The sequence below is a fragment of the Pleurocapsa sp. CCALA 161 genome, from assembly GCF_003003995.1.
Classification (GTDB): domain Bacteria; phylum Cyanobacteriota; class Cyanobacteriia; order Cyanobacteriales; family Xenococcaceae; genus Waterburya.
The window spans coordinates 1-2,646 of the sequence record NZ_PVWF01000241.1 but is presented as its reverse complement, the minus strand read 5'-3'; the positions used below and the strand labels follow the sequence as shown (position 1 = coordinate 2,646).

Below are 2,646 nucleotides of genomic sequence, written 5' to 3'. Positions count from 1 at the left end.
TTAATATCTTCTCTGAGTTTAGAAATTGATCGGGTAGGGAATTACTGCCATCAAAAGTTACATATCCAATGCCAAATTTTTCTGCTTCTAGGCAAGTTTGTTTTACCAAGTATATGTTAGGGCACACGTATAAGCAGGGACCTTTCTTCTGATTCAGTTTGGATTGAAGAATCAGTAACCCGATCAAGGTTTTACCTTGTCCAGTGTGCAGCTTTAAGACTAAATCCTTGTCATCTTTACGGTGTAACCACCAATTTGTTAGCACTTCTCTTTGTACTGGACGCAGAGGACCCGTCTCACTTCTTCTATCTAGCTCATCATAAATTTCAACTGGATTTATCTTTTTCTCGATTGATTTCAAACCCAGCTTCTTCTTAAAATCAACCATTTTTACTACTTTACAAAATCATAATTTGGGCAAGAAACGGTTCAATTCTAACGGATCTCGTCTGATGATGCCTCCTTCTCAGCACCTACAAACACTACACCACAGTCAGAATTATGCACTACACCCTTGGCACTAACAGATAAATTCTAAACAACCGTCACAACCAACAGCTTGAGGGATAACTATTTATTATACTGAAACTTTCTGGATATCCACCCTGTAGAACATGATATCAAGAAACTTTCGGTATATTCGTCGGTGATATCGAGAAACTTGATGGATATTATTCCGTGAAAAGCCGACTAAAAACTGCCTGAACAAGTCATTGATGTCATTCGTCTTAAATATTATTCTTGTTATTTTGACATTAAACAAAAAGCGATCGCGTTTAACTAAAAACCATAACTATTTTAAATCTGCTGCATTGATCGCATAAATCGCTGTAGCTGCCGACTTTCTAATTCCAAAACCCGCCGTGCAAAATCACGGTCTTTGTCTAGTAAGTCGTCAAAGGCATCAACGGAAATTGCTAAAATACGAGTCTTTTCGCTGTCTGCAATAATTGTATTTTCCGAGGTACTATGTGCCAAAACTTCTAGCTCGTCAAGGGTTTGCCCAGGGAAAAGCTGTTCAACACGAATCTGGGCCCCAGTTTGATTTTGATAGTGAATATTGGCATTGCCTTCCAGCAAAAGTAATAGTTCTCGGCAGGTATCTCCCGCTTCTGTGATCACCTCACCGCTAGAGTAGGTTCTCACTTCTGCCTTATGAGCTAGGGCGATCAACGTTTCACTCTGCATTCGATGAAAGAAATCACTATTGAATAAATAAATCAGCTTCTCAAGGGTTGGAAATTCGCTGAGAGATGGCTTGGGTGTTGGCAAAGATAACAACCGCTTGGCAGTTTCCTGCAAAAGTTGAGGACTGGACTCATGATGTTGATTGCGAGCGATCGCTTGAGCGCGTTCTGTATCTAATTGAGCAATCATATAGAGTGCAGCGGACTGAATTAGGGGATTTTGCTCCTGTAGCAAAGCTTCTAAATGACCCAGAATCTCCTCTGAAGAAGCTTCAAGAGAACAAGTCACGGGAGTTGATCCAGGTTGAGTCAAAAATTGTAGTATCTCTGGTGGCAGGCGATCGCTCCAGTCTTCTTGGTCTAGAATTTCTATTAAAATCGTGGGGGAAGCATTTTGTAAGGACTGTACTAAAGCTGGGGTAGCTGGATCATTTTTGAGGAGTGCCAGTGTTTCCAGAAGTGAACGCACGATCAATTCTTTTTTATGCTTGATATTTTCTCGTAGTAGCATTAACACTGCTTGATACTCATGAAGTATGGGTTGATTTAAGGCACGATAACTATTAATTAATTCTGGCAGTTGAGCCAGGAGAAACTCTGCCTTTTTAAGGCTACCGTTATTGGCTGTAAATCCACTTAAAATCCATTCTTCTTCCTGTGCTGTAATCGAATATTCACGGCGCAGAGAACGAATCGAGGCTGAATCTTGAGCTGATAATTGCTCAAATGTCTGGCGATCGGGCTGTTTGCTTTGTAGCAACATTAGTCGCTCTAACGATTTGCGGTAACCGCTCAAGCGAATCTGATTTTCTAAACTACGTTGGCGATTGGGATTGAGCAATTCTGGATCTTCAATGCCCAATTCGTCTAACACCATACGGTGTTCATCATCGGTAATACTTAATTCTCGGCGCATTTGCTGTAAAATTTCCAAACTACTGGAGTAATTTACATAGCCTTCTTCCAATGCTTCTCGCACCACCTCTTTATACGCCTGGTGTCGTTTCTCGCGAGTAAAGCCAGGGAGAACTTTGGCTAAGACATAGACTTCATGAGTATTTAGGTCACTAAGTACACGTCCTTCTAAAAACTGTGCAACATTAAGCTGTAATTTTTCCAATTGTTTACGGAATCGACTAGCAAGATTTTCACGAGAATAGAGATCGGGAGTACGCCGCCAGGTTTTGTAGAGCCAGAGGGTACTGAGGGAGACTAAACCCAGGTCGTAGATATACTGCACCGACCAGGGTAGAAGCTGAATTAGGGGACGACCTCCAAAAATAAAGAAGAAGTTGAAAATGCCAAAGGTGCAGAGGGTAAAAATGCGATGTCGAATTGTCTCGCTTGTCAGCTTGGTATGGTGTCGCCGACTGTAAGATTTGGCACGTTTTTCGACCCACTGTCCCACACCATAGCTGATCGCGGTACATCCTCCCAGTAAAAGCGGAACAGCAACTAG

The 2,646-nt window shown here is 41.8% G+C and carries 2 protein-coding genes; both read right to left on the bottom strand.

The window, feature by feature from the left end:
* On the bottom strand, positions 1-388 hold a 388-nt coding region (locus tag C7B62_RS25200), incomplete at its 3' end, for a DEAD/DEAH box helicase family protein (protein ID WP_146132227.1).
* Positions 389-798: 410 nt separating this feature from the next.
* Positions 799-2,646 (bottom strand): Crp/Fnr family transcriptional regulator (locus tag C7B62_RS25195; RefSeq protein ID WP_146132226.1); only part of this gene is annotated, 1,848 nt, incomplete at its 5' end.